Here is a 17,489-nt window from a genome sequence, read left to right as displayed (position 1 = left end):
CTCCACCGCAAGCGGGACAGGTGGAGCAACCGTGCGGCTGAGTTATTTGGTCTGTACCATTAAGTCAATTTTCGCGGAGCCAATTTCCGCCTCTGACAGGTGAGGGGAGAAGCATGTCCAATCTGCTTGATCTGCTCGTGGCAGGCCTTGCGACCGGGGCGATCTACGCGCTTGTCGCGGTCGGCTTCACGCTGCTGTGGCAGACGTCGCAAACCATCAATTTCGCGCAGGGTGAATTCGTGATGCTGCCGGCGTTCCTGATGCTGGCGGGAATGCATGCCGGCGCGCCGTTCTGGCTCGCCATCATCCTCGGCATCCTGCTCTCGATGCTGCTGCTCGGGCTCGGCTTCAAGCTGCTGCTGGTCGACCCGATGCTGCGGCACGGCGTCTTGCCGCTGGCGATCGCGACCATGGCGCTGGCGATCGGCATCAAGGAGGCGGTGAAGCAGTTCTTCAGCGCCGAGGCCTCGCCGTTCCCCTCCATCGTGCCGGCTGGTGACGTCTCGGTGCTCGGCCGGGTGATCTCGCTGCAAAGCCTCGGCGTGCTTGCGTTAGCCATCGCGGTCGTGATCGGCCTGACGTTGCTGCTGAATCGCACGTCGATCGGCCATCAGATGCAGGCGACCGCGCAGAACCCGACGGTTGCCCGCATCATCGGCGTGCCGGTCGAGCGCATGATTCTATTGACCTTCCTGATCAACGCGTTCCTGGTGGCGCTGGCCTCGCTGCTGATCACGCCGATCTATCTGGCAAAATTCTCCTCCGGCGAAGTGCTGGGGCAGGCGGCCTTCATCGCGGCGATCGTCGGCGGCTTCAACCAGGTGCGCGGCGCGATTGCTGGCGGGCTCTTGATCGGCGTGGTCGACAATCTCGCGGCGGCGTATGTCTCGACACAGTATCGCGCCGCGGTGCCGCTGGCGCTGTTGATTGTCATCATCCTGTTCCGCCCGCAGGGACTGCTCGGCCGGCCCGAGGAGCGCACGGTATGACCGCCACGGCAAAGTACTGGCGTATCGCGCTCGGCATCGCCGTCATCGCGGCGCTGATCATCGTGCCCTTGAACTTCAACCGCTACGGGCTCTTTATCCTGAGCCAGTGGGCGGTGATGACGATCGCAGCGATGGGGCTGAACCTCACGCTCGGCTATGCCGGCCAGGTCTCGCTGGCGCAGGGCGCCTTTGTCGGTATCGGCGCCTATGCGGCGGCGATCATGACCACGCAGGGCATGCCGCTGATCGCGGCGCTTGGCGTCGCGGTGGTGCTATGCTTTGCGATCGGCTGGATCCTTGGCTATCCGGCGCTGCGCGTGCAGCATCACTACCTCGCCTTCGTAACACTGGCCTTCTCGACGCTCGCCTTCCTCGTGTTCCGCAACGAGGACTGGCTCACCAAGGGCATCTACGGCATCTCCAACATTCCGCGGCCCAATGTCATGGGCTTCGCCACCAACCGGCCGCTGCCGTTCTATTATTTCTGCCTCGGCTCGCTCGTTACCGTTTCGCTCGCGATGTGGTGGCTGATCCGCTCGCCCTGGGGCCGCGCCTTCGTGGCGCTGCGTGAAAATCCGGTGCGCGCACTGTCGCTCGGTATCGACACAAGGCGCTACACGCTGATGGCGTTTGCGATCGGCTCGGCGCTCGGCGGCGTTGCTGGCACGCTCTATGCGCCGCTGACGCAGTATATCGATCCCGTTCCCTTCAACCTCTCGCTCTCGCTCGACCTCCTGATGATGGTGATCGTCGGCGGCTCCGGCTTCTTTTTCGGGCCGTTCCTGGGGGCGATGATCGCCGTGCTCTTGCCGGAGTGGCTGCGCTTCACGCAGGGCTACTATTTGATGCTCTATGCGGTCGCGGTGATGCTGCTGCTGATCTATTCGCCGACCGGCATTTTGGGAATCCTCGACCGCTATCTGGCCGAGCGCCGCACCAAGGCAGCGTCCGCGTTGCGGGCCGTCGCCAAATCCCGCCTGGAGACGGCGCCATGACGGCGGTCCTCGAAGTCAGCAACATCAAGAAGAGCTTTGGCGGCATCAAGGCCGTCGACGGTGTCAGCTTCGACGTGCAGGAGGGCGAGATCCTCGGCCTGATCGGTCCGAACGGCTGCGGCAAGTCCACGCTGTTCAACTGCATCCTCGGCCAGCTCACGCCGACCGGCGGCGAGGTGAAGGTCGACGGCAAGATCGTCACGGGGCTGCGACCGTCGGAGCTCAATCGCCTCGGTGTCAGCCGCACCTTCCAGCTCCTGCAGGTGTTTCCGAAACTGTCGGTAAGGGAAAATCTCATTCTCGCCGGGCAGGAGCACCAGGGCAACATGGTGTCGCGCCTGTTCGGCCCTTCCGATGCCGGATTGAGTGCGGCGGCCGACCAGATGATCGGCTTCTTCAAGCTCGATCATCTCGCGACCGAAGCGGCTGGCGGTCTCTCTTATGGCCAGCAGAAACTGCTCGATGCCGCCATGGCGTTCATGGGCGGGCCGCGGCTGGTGCTGCTGGACGAGCCCGCCGGCGGCGTCAATCTCACCATGCTCGGCGACCTCAAGGAACGGCTGGCGGCGATCAACCGCGAGAAGCGCGCCACCTTCGTGGTGATCGAGCACAACATGGAATTCGTGATGTCGCTGTGCACCCGCGTGATGGTGATGGCGGAAGGCAAGCTGCTCGCGATGGGCACGCCCAGCGAAGTCCGCGCCAATCCCGCCGTCATCGAAGCCTATCTCGGCCACTGAGAGGGACCAGACCATGAGCGACGCCATCCTCGATGTCCAAGGTCTCGTCGGCGGCTACGGCAAGATGACGATCCTCAATGGCACCACCTTCTCGGTGCCCGCCGGCTCCATCACCACCGTGATCGGGCCGAATGGCGCCGGCAAATCGACTGTGTTCAAGGCGATCTTCGGCCTGCTCAAGCTGCGCGAAGGACGGATCATCTTCAAAGGGCGCGATGTCACCGGACTGAGCCAACGCGAATTGCTGACATCGGGGATCTGCTACGTCCCCCAGGGCCGCAACATCTTCCCCGAATTGTCGGTGCGCGACAACATCCAGCTCGGCGCCGTCGTTGCCGGCCGCGACATCACCGATCTTCCTGCGCGGATCGAGACGGCACTCGATAAATTCCCCGCGCTCCGCAAGAGAGCGGCGCAGCAGGCGTCCACGCTCTCGGGCGGCGAGCAGAAGCAGCTCGAAATCGTCCGCGGCCTCTTGCTCAATCCGCAACTGGTGCTGATCGACGAGCCGTCGATCGGGCTGTCGCCGCTGATGGTGCAGCAGACCTTCAACATATTGAAAGAGCTTCGCGACCGCGGCGTCTCGATCCTGATGATCGAGCAGAACGCGCGCTCGGCCCTGGAGATTTCCGATTACGGCATCGTGCTCGAGCTCGGCCAGACCCGCCTCGTCGACAAGGCGGATCGTGTGCTGAGTGATCCCCGCATCGGGCAATTGTTCCTCGGCGGCGCCATGACGGAGAGCGCGGCATGAACGGCGCGATGCGGATCGGTGTGGCAGGCGCGGGGTTGATCGGCCGCAGGCATATCGAGCTGGTCGCCGCGTCGTCCGATTGCATGCTCGCCGGGATTGCCGATCCGTCGCCCGAGGCAAAGGCGTTCGCCGAAGCGCGCAACATCGCCTGGTACGCCGATCACAGCGCGCTGCTGGAGCACGAAAAGCCCGACGGCATGATCGTCGCGTCGCCCAACGCGCTGCATCTGCCGATGGCGCTCGATTGCGTTGCGCGCGAGGTTCCGGCGCTCGTCGAGAAGCCAGTGACGGATACCGTCGCCGCCGCACAGCGCCTCTGCGACGCCGTGCGGCGAAGCGGCGTGCCGGTGCTGGTCGGCCATCACCGCCGGCATAATCCCCGCATCAAAGCGATCCGCGACAAGATCGCCGGCGGCGAGATCGGTCAGCTCACCGCGGTCGTTGGGCTGTGGCTTCTGAAGAAGCCGGACGACTATTTCGAAGTCGCGTGGCGGCGCGAGATCGGCGGCGGGCCGCTCTTGATCAATCTGGTGCACGACGTCGACAATCTCCGTTTCATCTGCGGCGAGGTAGCGGAGGTTCAGGCCATGACTTCGCACAAGGCGCGCGGCTTTGCCGTCGAAGATACCGCCGGCCTGCTCTTGAAGTTTGCGGGTGGCGCAATCGGCACGGTGACGCTGTCGGATGCGACGCCGGCGCCATGGAGCTGGGAACTGTCGTCAGGCGAGAACGCGGCCTATCCGAAGCAAGACCAGCCTTGTTACCTGTTCGCCGGCACCAAGAGATCTCTCTCGGTGCCGACCATGGAGCTGTGGTCGTATCCGGGTGAAGAGGGCTGGTATGCGCAGCTCGCCCGAGCCGCGGTCGATGTGCCCGAGGCCGACCCGCTGGTCGAGCAGCTCCGGCATTTCTGCGCCGTGATCGCCGGACGCGAAGCGCCACTGATTTCCGCCGAGGATGCCATGGGAACCCTCGCCGTCGTAGAGGCCGTGCGCGAAGCCGCGGTCACGGGCAATCGCGTATCGCCGGCCCGGATCATGGAGCAGGCCGCATGAACCAGCGCTCGATCGCTACCGTCTCGCTCAGTGGCGCGCTCGACGAAAAGCTGCGCGCGATCGCCGCGGCCGGCTTCGACGCCGTCGAAATCTTCGAGAACGACCTGCTCTCGTTCAACGGCCGCCCGCGCGACGTCGGCCAGATGTGCCGGGATCTCGGACTGTCGATCTGTGCGTTCCAGCCGTTCCGCGATTTCGAAGGGATGCCGGAGCCGCAGCGAGCGCGCAATTTCGCCCGCGCCGAGCGCAAGTTCGACCTGATGCAGGAGGTGCAGACCGATCTGATGCTGATCTGCAGCAACATCTCGTCGGCCTCGCTCGGCGGCATCGACCGCGCCGCCGCCGATTTCCACGAGCTCGGGGAGCGGGCTGCCGCGCGCGGCTTGCGCGTCGGCTATGAAGCGCTCGCTTGGGGGCTTCACGTCAACGACTATCGGGATGCCTGGGAAATCGTGCGGCGCGCCGACCACACGTCGATCGGTGTTATCCTCGATAGCTTTCATGCGCTGGCGCCGTCATTCCCGACACGGCCGATCCAATCGATTCCGGCCGACAAGATCTTTCTGGTGCAACTGGCCGACGCGCCGAAGCTCGGTCTCGACGTCCTGTCGTGGAGCCGGCATTTCCGCTGCTTCCCGGGGCAGGGCGATCTGCCGGTCGCCGGCTTTGTGGAAGCCGTGCTCGCCACCGGCTATGCCGGGCCGTTGTCGCTCGAAATCTTCAACGACCAGTTCCGCGCCGGCTCCGCAGTCCGCACCGCGACCGACGGCTTGCGTTCACTTGTTCTGCTCGAGGAGCAGGTCCGCGCCGCGACCCCGGCCGCGCCGTTGCAACCGAGGGCGCACAGCCGCGGCGTCGGCTTCGTCGAATTCGCCCTGAGCGAAGACAAGGCCCGCGAACTCGCCGCGCTGTTCGGCCAGCTCGGCTTTCGCAAAACCGGCGTTCACCGCAGCAAGGACGTCGAGCGCTGGTCGCAGGGGAATATCGATCTCGTGATCAATTGCGAGCAGGATGGATTTGCGCATTCGCACTTCGTCACCCACGGTCCCGGCGTCTGCGCCATCGCGGTTGATGTCGACGATGCCCAGAAGACGATGGCCCGGGCGGAGGCGTTGAAGGCGCTGACCTTCTACCAGCCGGTCGGGCCGGGCGAATTGGAAATTCCCGCGATCCGCGGCGTCGGCGGCAGCCTGCTGTATTTCCTGGAAGAGGCCGGCAAGAACTGGGACCTCGATTTCGAGCCGCTGCGCAGCGATGCCTCTGCTGACCGGCTCGATGCCGTCGATCATATCTCGCAGTCGATGCCTTACGACGAGATGCTGTCGTGGCTGTTGTTCTACACCGGCATCCTCGATCTCAAGCGCCTGCCGCAGATGGAGATCGCGGACCCGGTCGGGCTAGTGCAGAGCCAGGCGCTGATCAACGGCAATCAGGGCCTGCGCGTGGTGCTCAACGGTTCGTCGGCCTCGCGCACGCTGTCGGCCCGCTTCATTCACGAATTCTTCGGCTCCGGCGTGCAGCACGTCGCATTCTCCTGCCGCGACATTTTTGCGACGGTCGCCGCCATGCGGGCACGAGGGGCAGACTTCTTGAGGATTCCCGACAATTACTACGACGATGTCGAAGCCAAATACGGCCTCGAGGCCGCGACCATGGCGGCGCTTCGCGACAATCAAATCCTCTATGACCGCGAAGGCGACGGCGAATTCTTCCAGGTCTACACCCACGCCTTCGACGACCGGTTCTTCTTCGAGATCGTCGAACGCCGCAACTATCACGGCTTTGGCGCCGCCAATGCCGCCATCAGGCTCGCGGCGCAAACGAGGGAATCTCGGCTGCTGACCATGCCCAAGGCGTGACTATCGAAAATCAGAATAAGGCTTGGAAGGGGAGCGAGCGGCCGTCGATCATGGAACAGCAGCGACACCAAGCAGGCTTCCAGCTATAGCTGCGAGTAGGCTGGCCGGTTAGGATGGTGCCGTCGCCAGGGCGCGAGCACCGGAAACGAACATGGCCGAACCCAGGGAAGCCGCCAGTAAAGCACGCGAAATGCTCGGCCTGCTCGGCTTCTTGCTGGTGGCCACCGCCCAGGTCTCCAACATGATCCTGGCGCGCGGCGTCGCCGGAAGCGTGCCGCCGTTCTCGATCGCGTTCTTTCGCTGGAGCATCGTCGCGCTCGGCCTCCTGCCGGCCATCGTGCTGGCACTGCGGGAAAAGCCCGGGCTGCTGCAGGGGCAGACGTTCGGCATCGTCGTGGCCGGCTTCCTCGGCATGTTCATTTGCGGCGGCCCGGTCTATCTCGCCGGCGTCACGACCTCCGCAATCAATCTCGCGCTGATCATGGCGCTCGCGCCGCTGGCGGTGCTGCTGTTCTCGTTCGTTTCGGGACAGGAAGCGATCCATCGCAGCCAGATCATCGGCATGCTGCTGTCGCTGGCTGGCGCGGCGCTGATCCTTACGAAAGGCAATGCCGCCATCGCGGCCGGCGTGGTGACCGGCGACCTGCTCGCGCTGATGGCGATGCTGGGCTGGGCGGGCTACACATTACTGCAGAACCGTGTCGGCGGCGGCGTGAGCTTTTTGGCGCGGATCGGCCTTTTCGCGGCCGTGGGCGCACTGTTATCGCTGCCCTTTGCTATCAATGAAATGTGGTCGATGCCGTCAGCCGCGTTCAGCGGCCGCGCAGCGCTGGTCTATCTGTTCGCGGGGCTTATCCCCGGGCTGTTTGCCTATTCGGCCTATGCCCGGCTCGGCGCGAAGTTCGGCGCGGTGTCGACGTCGCTCAGCCTCTATCTCGGGCCGATCGTCAGCGCTGTGTGCTGTCGATCCTGTTCCTGGGCGAAGCGCCGACCATGATCCATCTGATCGGCGGCGCGCTGTCGCTCGGCGGCATGTGGCTGAGCCTGCAGGCCAAGCAAAGCGGGACGAAGTAGGATGGCACGCTAGTCCATCACCGCATGATCGGGCGCCGCCGACTGCGCGCGCAGCGCGGCCTTGGTCGAGCCGATCATGATGGCGAGCGGGATGGCGCAGGCGGTGAAGATCATCACCATCTGATAGTCGTGGGAGAACGCGATGATCTGCGCCTGTATTTTCACCATCATGTCAGCCATTGCGCGCCCCTTGTCGGTGGCAAGGTCGATCATGTCGCGCACGCCGGGCATCTGCAGGGCGTGGTTGAACGGATTGATGTGTTCGGACATGACAGCGTAGGTGTAGCGCGTGCCCTGCGTCAGCTGCGATATGACAAGCGAGATGCCGATCGAGCTGGCGACATTGCGCATCAAGGTCAGCATCGAGGTGCCGTCGGTGCGCAGGTGATTGGGCAGCGTCAGGAAGGCCACGGTCGAGAGCGGCACGAAGACGAGGCCAAAGCCGAATCCTTGCACCACGCTGATGACGACGATCTCGGTCACGCCGGTCTGGTCGGTCCAACCGGTCATGTAGAACAGCGACAGGCAGGTAATGCCAAGGCCGGAGATGATCAGCGTCCGTGCCTCAATATATCTCATCATGCGGCCGACCAGCATCATCGCCACAAACGTGCCGCAGCCGCGGCTCGCCAGCAGAAGGCCCGCCGTGATGATGGGATAGCCGATCACGTTCTGCAGGAACGGCGAGGAAAGCGCCATGGTCGAGAACAGAACCAGGCCCATGACGGCCATGAACACGCAGCCGCCGACAAAATTCTTGTCCTTGAACAGCGCGAACTGGATGAACGGACGGTCCGTTGTCAGCGAGTGCGCCAGGAAATAATAGAAGCCGATGCCCGATATGATGAATTCGGCGATGATCTCGTTGGATTCAAACCAGCCGAGCTGCTCGCCGCGGTCGAGCGCGAGCTGCAGCGCGCCGATCGCGACCGCCAGCGCGGTGAAGCCGAACCAGTCGAAGCGCAGCTCGAGATCTTTCTTCGTCTCGTCCATGAAGATGACGAGGCCGAGCACGGTGATGACGCCGAACGGTAGATTGACGAAGAACACCCAGTGCCAGGAATAGGTCTCGGTCAGCCAGGCGCCGAGCGACGGGCCCATGATCGGTCCCATCATCACGCCCATGCCCCAGATCGCCATCGCCTTGGCGCGCTCCTGCAACGTGTAGGAATCCAGCATCACGGCCTGCGACAGCGGCACCAGCGCCGCGCCGAACACGCCCTGCAACAGGCGGAACAGCACCATCTGGCCGATGTCCTGCGCCAGCCCGCACATCACGGACGCGATGGTGAAGCCGGCCGAGCAGACGATGAAGATGCGCTTGCGGCCGAAGCGGTTGGCGATCCATCCGACCGGCGCGGTCATGATCGCGGCGGCGACGATATAGGAGGTCAGCACCCAGTTGATCTGGTCCTGCGAGGCCGACAGCGTGCCCTGCATGTAGGGCAGCGCGACGTTGGCGATGGTGGTGTCGAGCGCCTGCATGATGGTCGCCGTCATGGCGCAGATCGTCACCATGTTCCGGCGCAGGCCGGGAACGGATGCCGATGGCTGGCCGGGCGGCGTCATGGCGTTAGTCGTGGTCCTGGTTGGCCACGGCCGGCGTCAGGCCGAGCAGGGCCGACAGTGACCGGCGATGGTTGGTGTCGATGGTGGCGTAGACGCTCATGCCCGCCTTCAGCTTGCGGACGAACTCGTCGTTCTTATCGAAATAGATCCGCACCGGCACGCGCTGCACCACCTTGACGAAATTGCCCGAGGCGTTCTGGGGCGGCAGGATCGCGAACTGCGCGCCGGTGCCGGGCGAGAGCGAGCCGACCGTGCCCTTGAACACATGATTGGGGAACGCATCGACCTCGAGTGTAACCGATTGGCCGACCGCGACATGGGTGAAATCGGATTCCTTCGGATTGGCGTCGACCCAGGGGTTGCCGGTGTCGATGATGCTGAACACCGGCGTGCCGGCGGTGACGAAGCGGCCGAGCTGGATCTGCTCGACCTGGGTCGCGATGCCGGCCATCGGCGCGCGCATCACGGTGTGGTCGAGATTGCGCTGGGCCTGGTCGAGCGCCGCCTTCGCCTGCGCATAGGGCGGGAATTCCTCGAGCGGCAGCTCGGGATTGCCGAGCAACTGCGCTTTCGCGGTCGCGATCTTCTGCTGCAGCAGCTGGTACTGCGCGCTCGCGGTGACGAGCGCCGTCGAGGCATTGTCGAGGTCGAGCTGCGAGCCGAAATTGTTCTTCACCAGTGCCGACTTGCGTTCGACGTCGCGCCGCTTCAGGTCCATGCCCTGCTGCGACAATTCGCTCATCTGGCCGTAGATTTTGAGATCGGCAATCAGATTGTCGTAGGTGACCTTGGCCTGGGCAAGATTGGCCTTCGCCTGCGACAAAGCGAGGCGGAACGGCACCGGATCGATCTCGAACAGGACGTCGCCGGGACTGACCTGCTGGCCCTCCTTCACCACCACCCTCTCGATCTTGCCGGAGATGTCGGGCGTGATCAGAACCTTCTGCGCGCCGACATAGGCATCATCGGTGGTCACGTAGCGGCCGCCATTGAGATAAAAAGTCACGCCGGCCACGAGCGCGACCAGCGGCAGCACCACGAGCAGCAAAAAGCGGCGGTAGCGGCGCAGGCCGGCCATCAGCCGGCGGCGCGGCTCGGCCGCGATTTTCGGCCGCGACGGCGTCGCTGGCGCGCTCTTCTGCTCGGGCGGGAATTTGAGGACGGGATCAGCCATAGCGCTGTTCCTTTCGTGGAGCGTCATTCGCCGGATTCTGGATCGCGCTACGAACGTTCTCCTTGATCAGGTCGAGTTGGTCGAGCAGGCGATGCGCGTCGGTGGGATTGATGCCCTCGAGCGCGGTCGCCGTGAGTTCGGAGCGAAGCCCGGCAAGCTTGCCGAGCAGCGGCCGTGCGGCCTTGCGTAAGTAAAGGCGGTTGACGCGGCGGTCGTTCTCGTCGCCGCGGCGTTCGATCCAGCCATTGTCGCAGAGCTTGTCGATCAGCCGCGTCAGCGTGATCGGCTGCATTTCCATCTGCTCGGCGAGTTCCGATTGCTTCAGGCCCTCGGTCCGCTCGACCTTGGCTAGAACCGCCCATTGCGCGCGGGTGATGCCATAGCGCGCCGCCTGCCGGTCAGCATAGGCGCGCACCATCCGCTGCACCTCGCCGAGCGTAAACAGAAAATTCATATCCACGGAACCACGCATGGTCCTCGCCTCCATAAGCTAGCGATATAATAAGCTTGCTTATGAATTCCACACGGGGCGTTAGCGTCGGCCTGATCCGCTTCCAGCACATGGCTGGGAACCGAACGGCCCGCGGGCTTCAGGATTGGCACTCGAGCTGCTACAAAGGCCAGCATGAGCCTGGCAAAACCGACATTTCCGGCGCCCGACCACGACCACGGCCGCTGTACTGCGGAAGCGATCGCGCATGCGGAGGCGGTTTGCGCGAAGCGGGCGCAGAAATTCACGCCGATCCGGCGCCAGGTGCTGGGGGCGCTGCTGTCGAGCCACCGTCCGCTTGGCGCCTATGAGGTAATCGACGAACTCGCCAAATCGATGCCGCGGCCGGCGCCGATCACGGTCTACCGCGCGCTCGATTTTTTGATGGAAAACGGCCTCGTGCACCGCATCGAAAGCCGCAACGCCTTCCTCGCCTGCGCCCATGACCATGACGAGACCTCGATGGTGGCGTTCTTGATCTGCGAGCTCTGCGGTTCGGTCGGCGAAATTCCTGCGGCGCCCGTCGCGCAAAGCCTCAACGCAGCCGCGCGGGCCTCGGGGTTCGCGCCAAAACTCTCCGTCGTCGAGATCGCCGGCACCTGCGCCCACTGCCAGAAATAACAAGAAACGGCGGCAAGGCCGGCCACGAGGAGCGATGTCTTCCAAGCAAGCAGCACTTTCCGCCGGGCGGGCGCTCAGCCCGGGCGCCATCGCCTTGATGCTGATGCTGTGCGTAAGCTGGGGGTTCAACCAGATCGCGGTGAAGCTGGTACTGCCGGATGTGCCGCCGATGCTGCAGGCGTTGATCCGGTCCGTCGGCGCGCTGCCGGTGTTGCTCGCGATCGGCTGGTTTCGCGGCGTGAAATTCTTCGAGCGCGACGGGACGCTGTGGCCCGGGTTTAGCGCGGGCGTGATCTTCGGGATTGAATTCGTGCTGATCTACCGTGGCCTGCTGCTGACATCGGCGTCGCGCGCCGTGGTGTTCCTTTACACGGCGCCGTTCTTCGTTGCGCTCGGCTCCTATGTCTTTCTCGGCGAAAGGCTGCGGCCGCCGCAATGGGGAGGTCTCGCGTTGAGCTTCGCCGGCGTCGCGCTGGCGATCGGGGTGCCTCAGGCCAATGTCGACGCCAAGGTCCTGCTCGGCGATCTCCTGATTGTTGCCGGCGGCGCGCTGTGGGCGGCAACGACGCTGATCGTCAAGACGACGAAACTGATCAGGGCGCCGGCGGAAAAGGGCCTTGGCTATCAAGTAGCGCTATCGATTCCGATTCTCGCGCTGGCCGCGTGGGTATCGGGCGAAACCATCCCCCATGTTCCGACGCCGCTGTCACTGTCGCTGCTGGCCTATCAGTCGTTCTGGGTCGTCGGGCTGACGTTCCTGCTGTGGTTCGCGCTGGTGAAAACCTATTCAGCCAGCAAATTGTCGGCCTTCACCTTCGTGACGCCGCTGTTCGGCGTCGTTGCCAGCTACTTCATCATGCACGATACGCTGACGATTGCCTTCGGCGCCGCCGCGCTACTGGTCATCGCCGGGCTCTATCTCGTCAACAAGCCGGATACCAAGGTGGCGCCAGATCCGAACCTGCCGGCGTGAGGTTTCCGGTTCAATCCGAATTGTCTCCCCGTCATTGCGAGGAGCGCAGCGACGAAGCATCCATCTATCTCCGAGCTGAGGCATGGATTGCTTCGCTGCGCTCGCAATAACGGCGAGAAAGCGCGGACCTCGATCTACCCCGTCTCGATCGGCAGCGACGTATCGTTCGCCCACTCGCCCATGGAGCCATCGTAGAGGGCGAGGTTGTCGTAGCCGAGCTGGTGCAGCAGGAACAAATCGACGGTGGCCGAGATGCCGCCGCCGCAATAGGCGACGACGCGCTTTTCTTTCGTAATCCCCTGCGCCTTGAATTTGGCCTCGGCTTCGGCAAGCGGCACAAAAGCTTTGGTCTTCGGGTCCAGTAGTGTCGCCGCCGAGACGTTGCAACTGCCGGGCACGCGGCCGGGCCGGCCGTAGCGGCTCGGCTCCAGTCCCCTGTGAAATTGCGGGCCGAGCGCGTTGACGATGACGGTGCCCCGTTCGGAGGTCGCGGCGAGCGTCTGGTGCTTGTCGACGAAAAATCCGTCTCTGGGCTTGGCGGTGAAAGTCGCCGGCGCATATCCCTTCGCCGGGCCGCTTTCGAGCGGGCGGTCTTCAAGCTTCCATTTGTCGAGGCCGCCGTCGAGCACGGCGGCGTTGTCGAAGCCGAGCGATCTCAGCATCCACCAGAACCGCGTCGCCCACATCGGTGTGCCGATGCTGTACAGCACGACCCGGCTTGCCTTGGACACACCGTGGGCGCCGAACGCCCGCTCGAGCTGTGCGGCATCAGGCATCATGAACCGAAGCTCGGTCCCGGCCTCGGAGAACTCGCCCTGCAGATCGAGAAAATCGGCGCCCGGAATGTGCCCGGCCTCGAATGTGTGCCGTCCCGCCACCGCGAGATAGGGCAGGTTGGAGCCTTCCGGGGCCGGCTCGAGATAGGTGGTGCAATCGAACAGGCGCAGATCGGGTGACCCGAGAATCCCGGCGAGTTCCGCCGTCGTGATCAGGTCGTTTCGCCCCGGCATGCCCGCCTCCCTTTATTATGTCTCGATTATGTCTCGACCATGCTAGAGGCGGCATCAGGCCATGAAAAGGCGGCCAGCCTGCATGCTCGCCCTTTCAATTCCGCGATTCCTGTCCAATATAGCGGTTAACGAAAGACCGAGGTCTTTTGCCCTGCTTCCGGTCGCTTCATGTGGCCTAAGCTATTGAATATACAAGATAAATCGAGAAGTGTGACGGGGCGCATAGTGCCTTCGCCGCCCACTTGGTGATTGTCACCAAAACCTGTTATTCGAGGCCCCATGAACAAGCCCGAAATGATCCCGCAAGACGACGTCGCCGGCCCCAAGGCCCGGCATAAAACCACCCAGGTCATGGTCGGCAATGTGGCCGTCGGCGGGGGTGCGCCGATCGTCGTGCAGTCGATGACCAATACCGACACCGCCGATATCGAAGGCACCATCGCCCAGGTCGCGGCGCTGACCCGCGCCGGTTCGGAGATGGTGCGCATCACCGTCGACCGCGAGGAGGCCGCTGCCGCCGTTCCGCACATCCGCGACGGCCTGCGCAAGCGCGGCATCACCACGCCGCTGATCGGTGACTTCCACTATATCGGCCACAAGCTGCTTGCCGAATATCCCGCCTGTGCCGAGGCGCTCGACAAGTACCGCATCAATCCCGGCAATGTCGGCTTCAAGAACAAGCGCGACACCCAGTTCGCCGACATCATCGAGATCGCCAACAAGAACAACAAGCCGGTCCGCATCGGCGCCAATTGGGGCTCGCTCGACCAGGAGCTGCTCACCAAGCTGATGGACGAGAACACGGCGTCGCCGAATCCGCGCGACGCCCGCGCGGTGACCCGCGAGGCCATGGTGCAGTCCGCCTTGCTGTCGGCGGCGCGGGCCCAAGAGCTCGGCATGCCCAAGAACCGCATGATCTTGTCCGCAAAAGTTTCCGCCGTGCAGGATTTGATCGCGGTCTATCAGGAGCTGGCGCGCCGCTCGGATTACGCCATCCACCTCGGCCTCACCGAAGCCGGCATGGGCTCCAAGGGCATCGTCGCGTCGTCCGCAGCGCTCGGCATCCTCCTGCAGGACGGCATCGGCGACACCATCCGCATTTCGCTTACGCCCGAGCCCGGCGGCGATCGCACGCTGGAAGTGCAGGTCGCGCAGGAGTTGTTGCAGACCATGGGCTTCCGCACTTTCGTGCCGCTGGTGGCGGCCTGCCCGGGCTGCGGCCGCACCACTTCGACCACGTTCCAGGAGCTGGCGCGCTCGATCCAGGATTTCATCCGCGACGAGATGCCGAACTGGAAGACGCAATATCCCGGCGTCGAGCAGCTCAACGTTGCCGTGATGGGCTGCATCGTCAACGGCCCCGGCGAATCCAAGCACGCCAATATCGGCATCTCCTTGCCCGGCACCGGCGAAGCGCCGGCCGCCCCCGTGTTCGTCGACGGCAAGAAGTTCCGCACGCTGCGTGGCCCGGGCATCGCCGCCGACTTCAAGGCGCTGGTGATCGATTACATCGACCAGCGCTACGGCAAGGGCGCCAAGACGCCGGAGACGACGGCGGCGGAGTAATGCGCAGCGTCATCGCAGAATCGTAGGGCGGATTAGCGCAAGCGTAATCCGCCCTATTTTTTGCGTGGGCGAAATGGCGGATTAGCTATCGCTAATCCGCCCTACATTGCTACGATGCTTCCAATCAAGAACGGTTGGGAGAACACCCATGTCTTCACTGTCCGGCAAACAGGGTCCGCGCTACAGGCACACCGCCGGCGACACCGAACCCTACGAGACCATCGGCATCGAAAAGCTCACCCCGATCATCGGCGCGGAGATTTCCGGCGTCGACATCGCAAAACTCGTCTCCGACGATGCGCGCTCCAACCGGCAGATGGACGAGATCCATCGCGCGCTTGCCGAAAACCTCGTGATCTTCTTCCGCGGCCAGCGCATCACCCCGCAGCAGCACCTCGCCTTCGGCCGCAAGTTCGGCGAACTGCACGTGCACCCGGCGGCGCCCAACGAGGGCGATCCGGCCTTGATGAAGATCTATGCCGACAAAGATTCGCCGCGCGCCAATGGCGAGGGCTGGCACTCGGACGTGTCCTGCGATCTCGAGCCGCCGATGGGCTCGATCCTCTATATCAAGCAGTGCCCGGCGCATGGCGGTGACACGCTGTTCGCCAACATGTACGCGGCCTATGAGGCGCTGTCGGAACGAATGAAGACCTATCTCGACGGGCTGACCGCGCTGCATGATGGCGAGCAGACCTATCGCGGGCTCTACGCCAATTACGGCGTCGCCGACCGGGTAGAATATCCGCGCGCCGAGCATCCGATCGTGCGCACCCATCCGGTCACCGGCAAAAAGGCGCTCTACGTCAACCGCGGCTTCACCCGCCACATTATCGGAATTCCCCGCGACGAGAGCGACGCCATGCTGGCCTACCTTTACCAGCACGCGGAGAACCCGCTGTTCCAGTGCCGCTTCCGCTGGACGGAAAACGCCATCGCCTTCTGGGACAACCGCTGCACGCAACACCGCGCGATGTGGGATTACTGGCCGCATACGCGGTCCGGCACACGGGTGACGGTGAAAGGGGAAAGGCCGGTGTAAGGGGCGTGCCCCGGACGCAGTGCATCGCGAAGCTGTGCGCTGCAGAGCCGGGGCCCACAGTTTGCATCCATGATGGGTCCCGGCTCTGCGGCGCATCACTCCGTGCTGCGCCGCGTCCGGGACACGCGAGCGGGACGAGCGTTGACCTTGTTGGCCTTCCACGTCAATCTTCCACAAAAGCAAATAACAATCCGGAGGCCGCCCGATGCTCCGCGCAGATGACAACAAATTCCTCACCGAGAGCGGTGCAGGCACCGGCATGGGCGAATTGCTCCGCCGTTTCTGGATCCCCGTGCTGCTGTCGGAAGAACTGCCCGAACCTGACGGCACGCCAAAGAAGATCGTCGTGATGGGCGAGGAATTGCTCGCCTTCCGCGACACGCGCGGCGTGGTCGGCGTTATCGATCAATACTGCCCGCATCGCGGCGCCAATCTCTGGCTTGGCCGCAACGAGGAATGTGGCATCCGCTGCGTCTATCACGGCTGGAAGTTCGACACCGATGGCCGCTGCGTCGACATGCCGACCTCCTATCCCGACCTCAACGCGAAAGACCTGATCCGCATCAAGTCCTATCCGGTGCGCGAATGGGGCGACATGATCTGGGCCTATATGGGCCCGGCCGACCAGATGCCCGAATTGCCGGCGCTCGAGATGGCGTTGGTGCCGCCCTCGCACCGCTACGTCACCAAGAAATGGCAGGACTGCAACTGGGTGCAGGCGCTGGAAGGCTCGATCGACACCGCGCATTTCACCTTCGCGCATCTCTCCTTCGAGAAGGAAGAGAACGAGATCCTCGACATCAAGAAGCATTTCGTGAATCCGCTGACTCGCGTCGCGACCGATCACATGCGCTGGATCGCCGAAGACCCGCGCCCGGTGATCAAGATCAATCCCCACGAGGCCGGCCTCACGGTCGCGGGCGGGCGACTGACCGGGTCAGACAATATCTACTGGCGTATCGCGCAGTTTTTGATGCCGATACACGCCTATGCGCCGAGCTCGATGCCCGGCGAGAATATCTTCGGCCAGAGTTTTGTACCGGTGACGGACACCAATTGCTGGATCTACACCTACGCCTGGAATCCGGATCGTCCGCTGACGCAGGCCGAACGCGACGGCTACGACCGCGGCAACGGGGTGATGGCCGTTGTCGACGAGAACTATGTTCCGCTGCGCAACAAGTCGAACGACTATTTGATCGATCGCAAGCTGCAGAAGACCTCGAGCTACACCGGCATCAAGGGCGTGTCCGAACAGGACGCCGCCGTTCAGGACAGCCAGGGGCCGATCGCCGATCGCACCCGCGAGCATCTCGGCGCGACCGATCTCGGCATCATGCATTTCCGCAAACTGGTGATGGACGCCGCCCGCGCGCTGCAGCAGGGTGAGGTCCCGCCGCACCTCAAGCATCAAGACCGCTATACGGTGCGCTCCGGCGCCTGCGTCACCAGCAAGACCAAGGATCTCACGGCCGTCATGATCGAGCGGTTCGGCGATGCGGCGGGTTTTGTCGGCGGTCCCAGCCGGAACGCGGCGGCGGAGTAGGGCACGCTCCCTCGTCGTCCCGGCGAACGCCG

The 17,489-nt window shown here is 63.9% G+C and carries 16 protein-coding genes; 12 read left to right on the top strand and 4 right to left on the bottom strand.

What is annotated here, in order from left to right; translation table 11 throughout:
* Window positions 1-113 precede the first annotated feature (113 nt).
* The 7 genes from RX331_RS37335 to RX331_RS37305 all read left to right on the top strand — a co-directional run bounded on the left by RX331_RS37335 (window position 114) and on the right by RX331_RS37305 (window position 7,389).
* A complete protein-coding gene (locus tag RX331_RS37335) occupies window positions 114-989 on the top strand; it encodes a branched-chain amino acid ABC transporter permease (protein ID WP_317254544.1) in 876 nt (291 codons plus the stop codon).
* Window positions 986-1,984: a branched-chain amino acid ABC transporter permease gene (locus tag RX331_RS37330; protein WP_317254543.1), complete on the top strand. Its 999-nt coding sequence runs from the start codon at window positions 986-988 to the stop codon at window positions 1,982-1,984. The genes RX331_RS37335 and RX331_RS37330 overlap by 4 nt, the downstream gene beginning before the upstream one ends.
* Window positions 1,981-2,724: an ABC transporter ATP-binding protein gene (locus RX331_RS37325; RefSeq protein WP_317254542.1), complete on the top strand. Its 744-nt coding sequence runs from the start codon at window positions 1,981-1,983 to the stop codon at window positions 2,722-2,724. The genes RX331_RS37330 and RX331_RS37325 overlap by 4 nt, the downstream gene beginning before the upstream one ends.
* 13 nt (window positions 2,725-2,737) lie before the next feature.
* Window positions 2,738-3,478, top strand: coding sequence for an ABC transporter ATP-binding protein (locus tag RX331_RS37320; protein WP_317254541.1), 741 nt, complete (start codon window positions 2,738-2,740; stop codon window positions 3,476-3,478).
* Window positions 3,475-4,533: a Gfo/Idh/MocA family oxidoreductase gene (locus RX331_RS37315; protein WP_317254540.1), complete on the top strand. Its 1,059-nt coding sequence runs from the start codon at window positions 3,475-3,477 to the stop codon at window positions 4,531-4,533. The genes RX331_RS37320 and RX331_RS37315 overlap by 4 nt, the downstream gene beginning before the upstream one ends.
* Window positions 4,530-6,392 carry a bifunctional sugar phosphate isomerase/epimerase/4-hydroxyphenylpyruvate dioxygenase family protein gene (locus RX331_RS37310; protein WP_317254539.1) on the top strand — a complete coding sequence of 621 codons (1,863 nt, stop codon included), beginning with the start codon at window positions 4,530-4,532 and terminating at the stop codon, window positions 6,390-6,392. Before RX331_RS37315 ends, RX331_RS37310 begins: the two co-directional genes overlap by 4 nt.
* 151 nt (window positions 6,393-6,543) lie before the next feature.
* Window positions 6,544-7,389, top strand: coding sequence for a DMT family transporter (locus RX331_RS37305; RefSeq protein WP_317254538.1), 846 nt, complete (start codon window positions 6,544-6,546; stop codon window positions 7,387-7,389).
* Window positions 7,390-7,475: 86 nt separating this feature from the next.
* On the opposite strand, the gene RX331_RS37300 is transcribed toward RX331_RS37305, so the two are convergent.
* From RX331_RS37300 to RX331_RS37290, 3 genes are read right to left on the bottom strand one after another with little or no spacing between them, the layout of a single operon-like run.
* On the bottom strand, window positions 7,476-9,035 hold the full coding sequence (locus tag RX331_RS37300) for an MDR family MFS transporter (protein WP_317254537.1): 1,560 nt from the start codon (window positions 9,033-9,035) through the stop codon (window positions 7,476-7,478).
* Window positions 9,036-9,039: 4 nt separating this feature from the next.
* Entirely contained in the window at window positions 9,040-10,209 is a 1,170-nt protein-coding gene (locus RX331_RS37295) for an HlyD family secretion protein (RefSeq protein WP_317254536.1), read from the bottom strand.
* The gene (locus RX331_RS37290) at window positions 10,202-10,696 is read right to left on the bottom strand and encodes a MarR family winged helix-turn-helix transcriptional regulator (protein WP_410708050.1); all 495 of its coding nucleotides are present in this window, start codon (window positions 10,694-10,696) and stop codon (window positions 10,202-10,204) included. The genes RX331_RS37295 and RX331_RS37290 overlap by 8 nt, the downstream gene beginning before the upstream one ends.
* Before the next feature lie 138 nt (window positions 10,697-10,834).
* Here RX331_RS37290 and RX331_RS37285 point away from each other — a divergent pair, with 138 nt between their 5' ends.
* A complete protein-coding gene (locus tag RX331_RS37285) occupies window positions 10,835-11,320 on the top strand; it encodes a Fur family transcriptional regulator (RefSeq protein WP_317254534.1) in 486 nt (161 codons plus the stop codon).
* Window positions 11,321-11,354: 34 nt separating this feature from the next.
* Window positions 11,355-12,293: a DMT family transporter gene (locus RX331_RS37280; protein ID WP_317254533.1), complete on the top strand. Its 939-nt coding sequence runs from the start codon at window positions 11,355-11,357 to the stop codon at window positions 12,291-12,293.
* A 134-nt stretch (window positions 12,294-12,427) separates the two neighbouring features.
* Here the strand turns inward: RX331_RS37280 and RX331_RS37275 are convergent, their stop codons facing one another.
* Window positions 12,428-13,303 (bottom strand): sulfurtransferase, encoded by an 876-nt coding sequence (locus RX331_RS37275; protein WP_317254532.1) that lies wholly within the window; start codon window positions 13,301-13,303, stop codon window positions 12,428-12,430.
* 279 nt (window positions 13,304-13,582) lie between these two features.
* Between RX331_RS37275 and ispG the strand changes: the two genes are divergently transcribed.
* From ispG to RX331_RS37260, 3 genes are all read left to right on the top strand, one after another.
* A complete protein-coding gene (ispG, locus tag RX331_RS37270; protein ID WP_317254531.1) occupies window positions 13,583-14,869 on the top strand; it encodes a flavodoxin-dependent (E)-4-hydroxy-3-methylbut-2-enyl-diphosphate synthase in 1,287 nt (428 codons plus the stop codon).
* Between the two features lie 148 nt (window positions 14,870-15,017).
* Window positions 15,018-15,911, top strand: a complete 894-nt coding sequence (locus RX331_RS37265) for a TauD/TfdA dioxygenase family protein (RefSeq protein ID WP_317254530.1) — start codon at window positions 15,018-15,020, stop codon at window positions 15,909-15,911.
* Window positions 15,912-16,116: 205 nt separating this feature from the next.
* A complete protein-coding gene (locus RX331_RS37260; protein ID WP_317254529.1) occupies window positions 16,117-17,457 on the top strand; it encodes a Rieske 2Fe-2S domain-containing protein in 1,341 nt (446 codons plus the stop codon).
* The last annotated feature ends 32 nt before the right edge of the window (window positions 17,458-17,489 follow it).

Origin of the sequence: Bradyrhizobium sp. BWA-3-5, assembly GCF_032917985.1 — a bacterium.
GTDB lineage: Bacteria > Pseudomonadota > Alphaproteobacteria > Rhizobiales > Xanthobacteraceae > Bradyrhizobium.
This window is presented reverse-complemented; position numbering and strand designations above follow the sequence as displayed.